5 protein-coding genes are annotated in these 5,726 nt (G+C 65.7%); 4 read left to right on the forward strand and 1 reads right to left on the reverse strand.

What is annotated here, in order from left to right; all coding sequences use genetic code 11:
* From ACK5L9_RS08145 to ACK5L9_RS08160, 4 genes are all read left to right on the forward strand, one after another.
* The coding region (locus ACK5L9_RS08145) for a hypothetical protein (protein WP_416910971.1) at window positions 1-289 on the forward strand (289 nt) is incomplete at its 5' end.
* Window positions 290-293: 4 nt separating this feature from the next.
* Window positions 294-1,667: a bifunctional enoyl-CoA hydratase/phosphate acetyltransferase gene (locus ACK5L9_RS08150; RefSeq protein WP_416910972.1), complete on the forward strand. Its 1,374-nt coding sequence runs from the start codon at window positions 294-296 to the stop codon at window positions 1,665-1,667.
* Between the two features lie 18 nt (window positions 1,668-1,685).
* A complete protein-coding gene (locus ACK5L9_RS08155) occupies window positions 1,686-2,888 on the forward strand; it encodes an acetate/propionate family kinase (RefSeq protein ID WP_416910973.1) in 1,203 nt (400 codons plus the stop codon).
* A gap of 62 nt (window positions 2,889-2,950) precedes the next feature.
* Entirely contained in the window at window positions 2,951-4,657 is a 1,707-nt protein-coding gene (locus ACK5L9_RS08160) for a SulP family inorganic anion transporter (RefSeq protein ID WP_416910974.1), read from the forward strand.
* Window positions 4,658-4,679: 22 nt separating this feature from the next.
* On the opposite strand, the gene ACK5L9_RS08165 is transcribed toward ACK5L9_RS08160, so the two are convergent.
* Window positions 4,680-5,726 (reverse strand): CaiB/BaiF CoA transferase family protein, encoded by a 1,047-nt coding sequence (locus ACK5L9_RS08165; protein ID WP_416910975.1) that lies wholly within the window; start codon window positions 5,724-5,726, stop codon window positions 4,680-4,682.

Consider the following 5,726-nt stretch of genomic DNA (forward strand, 5'->3'; position numbering starts at 1 on the left):
GAAAAGCCTCAGCCGTGACGAGCGACTGGAAATGGTCCGCGAACAGGCGGTTATCTGCCGCTTTGCCCGCGACGAGGCGCTGGCCGGGCTGCCCGATCTGCTGCGCGACAATGACGAACGCAAGGTGGTTCGCGACGCGCTTGCGCTGGCCTTTGGCGACGAGGCGCATGTCGCCACCGAACTGCATGCCGAAAGCAAGCGGTTGCGCAAGAGGCTGGACACGGGGGCGAACAAGCCCGCCACCATTCGCGAGGTCAAGGCCGGCGGATCCAAGACGGCTGCGGGGTAAGCGGATGACACGGTTTCAAAGCATCCCCTTCGACCGGCTGGAAACGGGAATGAGCGCCGAGATCCGGCGGCTCTGTGTGATGGATGACCTGCTGGTCTTTGCACATTCCTCGGGCAATCTGAACCCGCTGCACCTTGCGGGTGCCGATGAGGGGGCGCAGCCCGTCGCGCCTTCGATGTGGCTGGGTTCGCTGATTTCGGCGGTTCTGGGCGACAAGCTGCCGGGGCCGGGCACGCTGTACAAAAGCCAGTCGCTGCAATTCCATCGCCGGGTCTCGCCGGGCGATGAGCTGGTCATCCGCGTTGAACTGACCGGCAAGGGCCCCGACCGCACGACGCGCTTTCTGACCACCGTGTCGCTGACCGACGGAACCCCGGTCGTGACCGGAGTGGCCGAAGTCACGGCCCCGGACAAGACCATCAGCGTCGATGCCGCCGATCTGCCGGGGCTGAATGTCCAGCGCCATGTGCATTTCGACCGCCTGCTGCAGGCGGTCGAGGCGGTCGAGCCGCTGCCGACCGCCGTGGTCGTCCCCGAAGACGCCAATTCACTGGGCGGCGCGCTGCTGGGTGCGCAGCACGGGCTGATCGTGCCCCTGCTGGTCGGCGATCCCGGCCGGATCCGGGCGGCGGCGGATGAACTGGGCGTGGATATCTCGGCCTTCCAGATCGTTGCCGCCGAGGGCGATCAGGATGCGGCGGCCCGCGCCGTCACAATGGTGCGCGAGGGGCAGGCGCGGGCGCTGATGAAGGGGCATCTGCACACCGACATCCTGCTGTCGCAGGTGCTGCGCCACGATACCGGCCTGCGCACCGGCAAGCGGCTGAGCCATGTCTTTGTCATGGATGTACCCGGCCTGCCGCATCCGCTGGCCGTCACCGACGGCGCGATCAATATCGCCCCCGATCTGGAAACCAAGGTCGATATCATCCAGAACGCCGTCGATATGCTGCACGCGCTTGGCGTCGAAAAGCCGCGCGTGGCCATCCTGTCGGCGGTCGAGACGATCAACCCGAAAATCCCCTCGACCCTGGACGCGGCGATCCTGTGCAAGATGGCCGATCGTGGCCAGATCCGGGGCGCGGTGCTGGATGGCCCGCTGGCGATGGACAATGCCGTCGATGCCGAAGCCGCACGGATCAAGGGCATCACCTCAATGGTGGCCGGGCAGGCCCAGTTGCTGGTCGCGCCAAATCTGGACGCGGGCAACATGCTGGCCAAGGAACTGACCTATGTGGCCCATGCCGAGGCCGCCGGGCTGGTTCTGGGTGCCCGATGCCCGATCATCCTGACCTCGCGCGCCGATAACGACAAGTCGCGGCTGGCCTCTTGCGCGGTGGCCGTTCTGTGCGCCCGCAACGCGGGCCGCCGGGGGTGACACCGGAAGGAGATGAAAATGACCTGCATTTTTACGCTTAACGGAGGGTCGTCGTCGATCAAGTTCTCGGTCTACGACACGGCGCAGGGGCTGACCGAACGCGCCTCGGGCAAGGTAGACGAGCTGGGTTCGGACAGCGGGCGGCTGGTTTTTCACGATGGCCGGGACAGCCGCGAAAACAAACTGGGCAAGGTCGATCACGAGGGCGCGATGGCGGCGATCATCGACGCGGTCCGGCCGGTTCTGGACGGCAGGCAGATTGCCGGGATCGGGCACCGCATCGTGCATGGCGGCCCCGAAATCGACCGGCCCGTCACTCTGGACAAGGCGATGCTGACCCGGCTGGAGCGATACATCCCCTTCGCGCCGCTGCATCAGCCCTTTAACCTGCAAGGCGTGCGGGCGGCGATGAAGCATCTGCCGGATGTGCCGCAGATAGGCTGCTTTGACACTGCCTTTCATCGCGGGCACCCCTGGGTCAATGACACATTCGCCCTGCCGCGCCGCTATTACGACGCGGGGATCCGGCGCTATGGGTTCCACGGCCTCAGCTATACCTATATTGCCGACCGGCTGTCCCTGATCGATCATGGCGGTCGCGGGCGGGCGGTGGTGGCGCATCTGGGCAATGGCGCCTCGATCTGTGCCATCGAGGATGGCGCGCCCGTCGCCTCGACTATGGGGTTTTCGGCGCTGGACGGGCTGGCCATGGGCACGCGCTGCGGACAGATCGATCCCGGCGTGATCCTGTACATGGCCGACGAGGAAGGGCTGACCACCGCCGAAATCACCCGCATCCTGTACAAGGAATCCGGGCTTCTGGGGCTGTCGGGCATTTCCAGCGACATGCGCGCGCTGGAAGATTCGGACCGGCCCGAGGCAGCGCAGGCCATCACCTATTTCGTCAGCCGGATCCGGCGTGAACTGGGCGCGATGGCGGCCTGCCTTGGCGGGATCGACACGCTGGTCTTTACCGGCGGCATCGGCGAGAACTCGGCCACGATCCGCAATCTGGTCTGCGAGGACATGGAGTGGCTGGGGATCACGCTGGATCAGGCCGGCAACAAGCGCAACGATCCCGTCATCTCGACCGGCGATGTCGTTGTCCGCGTGATTCCCACGAATGAGGAACTTGTGATCGCCGAAGGCGTTGCCTCGTTGCTGCCACCCCCGGTGCGGCGCGAGGCGGCGGTGTCGGCAACGGCGGCCCGGCACCATTGACGCAGCCGCCCGCGTCCTCAAGGGTAAAGTCGCGTGAAAACGGGGACAGGGGACGGTTGGCGATGCGGGCATTCGGCAAGGGGCCGGTCATTCTTCAGGGATTGTGGCCCCTTGGCAATGCCCGCATCCCGACCGAGATCATCGCCGGCGTAACCCTTGCCAGTCTCGCCATCCCCGAGGTCATGGGCTATACGAAAATCTCGGGCACGCCGGTGATCACCGGGCTTTACACCATCCTGATCCCGGCCTTCCTTTATGCGCTGTTCGGATCGTCGCGCCATCTGGTCGTGGGCGCGGATTCGGCGACGGCGGCCATCCTGGCCTCGGGGCTGGCCGGGCTGGCCATCACCGATCCCGCGCAATATCTGGCGCTGTCAGGGGTGCTGGCGCTGATGGCTGCGGCACTGCTGTTGACCGCGCGGGTGTTCGAACTGGGATTTCTGGCGAATTTCCTGTCGCGCAGCGTGCTGATCGGCTTTCTGACGGGCGTGGGTATTCAGGTCGCGATGGGCGAATTGGGCGGTGTTCTGGGCATGCATGCCGAAGGGCAGGGGCCGGTTGAAAAGCTGATCTATGTCCTGTCGCATCCCGGTCAGATCAACCTTGCCGCCGCGTTGGTCGCAGCGCTGACCCTGGCGGTGATCCTTGGGGCGAAACGGTTGTCGCCGAAATTGCCGGGGCCGCTGATCGCCGTGGTGCTGATGATCACGGCGGGCTGGCTGTTCAATTTCGAGGCACGCGGCATCGCGGTTCTGGGCGCGCTGCCGACCGGCCTGCCATCCATCCGCCTGCCCGACATCGCCCTGTCACTGAACCTGATCTCGGATCTGATCCCCATCGCCATTTCGATGTTTGTGGTCATCCTTGCCCAAAGCGCCGCCACCTCGCGCGCCTATGCCGACCGCTATGATGAACCCTACAGCGCCAATACCGACCTTGTCGGCCTTGCCGCCGCCAATATCGGGGCGGGGCTGACCGGCACATTCGTCGTCAATGGCAGCCCCACCAAGACCGAGATGCTGGACAGTGCGGGCGGGCGCAGCCAGCTTGCCCAGATCGCTGCGGCGGCGACGGTGCTGGTGGTGTTGCTGTTCCTGACCCGCCCGCTGGCCTTCCTGCCCGAGGCGGTGCTGTCCGTCATCGTGTTCCTGATCGGGCTCAAGCTGGTGGATATCCGTGGCATGGCCGAGATCCGCCGTCAGGCGCGCAGCGAATTTGCCGTCGCGCTGCTGACGGCGCTGACCGTGGTGCTGGTCGATGTGAAAGAGGGCATCCTGCTGGCTGTGGTCCTGTCATTGCTGGATCACCTTCGCCACGGCTATCGCCCCCGGAACTATGTGCTGGGGCCGGGCGAGGGCGACGCCGCGCAGTGGTCCTATCACCCGGTCGCCTCGGCGCGGCAATTCCTGCCGGGGCTGATCGCCTATCATTTCACCCACAGCCTGTATTACGCCAATATGCAGGCCTTTGCCGACGATATCGCGCTGATCGAGAATCGCGTGGGCGGCGAGTTGCGCTGGCTCTGCATCGAGGCCTCGGCCATCAGCGGCGTCGATTTCTCGGCGGCACAGATGCTGCGCGTCACCGCCCGCCGCATGCAGCAGACCGGCGTGCGGCTGGTCCTTCTGGACGTCGCTCCGCAGGTCATGACCCAGCTTGAACGATACGGCCTGACCAGCCAGATCGGCCCCGGCAATTTCTATGGCAGCCCCGGCAGGCTGTTGCTGGACTACCGCGAAACGGCGCTGCCCCCGGCCCCCGGACAATAGGCCGGGGCCGGGGATGCGCCGGTCAGGCGTCGGCCTTTTGCCGTGCCAGCCAGTCAAGGATCGTCTGGCGATCACCATCCAGCGGCGAGGCGGGGGCATGCGTGCCGGTATCGGGCAGGTCCGACATCTTGATCGGATTGCCCGAGGCGATAAAGCGCGCACCGCCTTGTGACGGTTCCAGATGCACCACCATGTTGCGGGCCAGAAGCTGCGGGTCGCGCAGCACTTCGGCCATGTCCTGCACCTTGCCGGTCGGCACGCCCGCCGCCTCGAACGCGGTGATCCAATGGTCGACATTCTGCGTCAGCGTGACCGATTCGATCAGGCGTTTCAGCAGATCGGGCCGGTCGCAACGCGCCGCGTTGGTCGAAAAGGCCGGATCGTCGGCCAGCGTGTCCAGCCCCAGCACATCGCACATCCGCCGGAAAATCGCGTCATTGCCCGCCGCGATGACGACAAAGCCATCTTCGGCGCGATAGGTCGCAAAGGGCGTGATGGTGGGATGGCGCGCACCGGTCGGGCCGGGGGGAATGCCGGTCGCGCCGGTGATGGCGATGGCATGTTCCTGAATCGCCAGTTGCGCATCCAGCATCGAGATGTCGATCTTCTGTCCCTGCCCGGTCGTGCCCCGCGCGATCAGCGCCGCCAGAACGCCCTGGGTCAGATACATGCCCGCCACCACATCGCCGATGGATGCGCCCACCCGCACGGGCGGGCCGCCGGCCTCGCCGGTGATCGCCATCACCCCGCCGCGCGCCTGTACCACCATGTCATAGGCGGGCTTGCCTGCCTCGGGGCCGGTATGGCCAAAGCCCGATACCGCGCCATAGATCAGCCGTGGCAGGCGTTCATGCAGCGCCTGCCAGCCATAGCCCAGCTTTTCCATCACACCGGGGCGGAAATTCTCCAGCACCACATCAGAGCGCGCCAGAAGCGCCTCGAAGATGGCGCGATCCCCGTCGGTTTTCAGATCCAGCGCGATGGACTGCTTTCCGTGGTTCAGCGCCGCGAAATAGGCGCTTTCACCATCGACGAAGGGCGGAAAGGCGCGGGTATCGTCGCCGGTCAC

It is taken from the genome of Paracoccus sp. (in: a-proteobacteria) (assembly GCF_047973135.1).
In the GTDB taxonomy this organism is placed as follows: domain Bacteria; phylum Pseudomonadota; class Alphaproteobacteria; order Rhodobacterales; family Rhodobacteraceae; genus Paracoccus.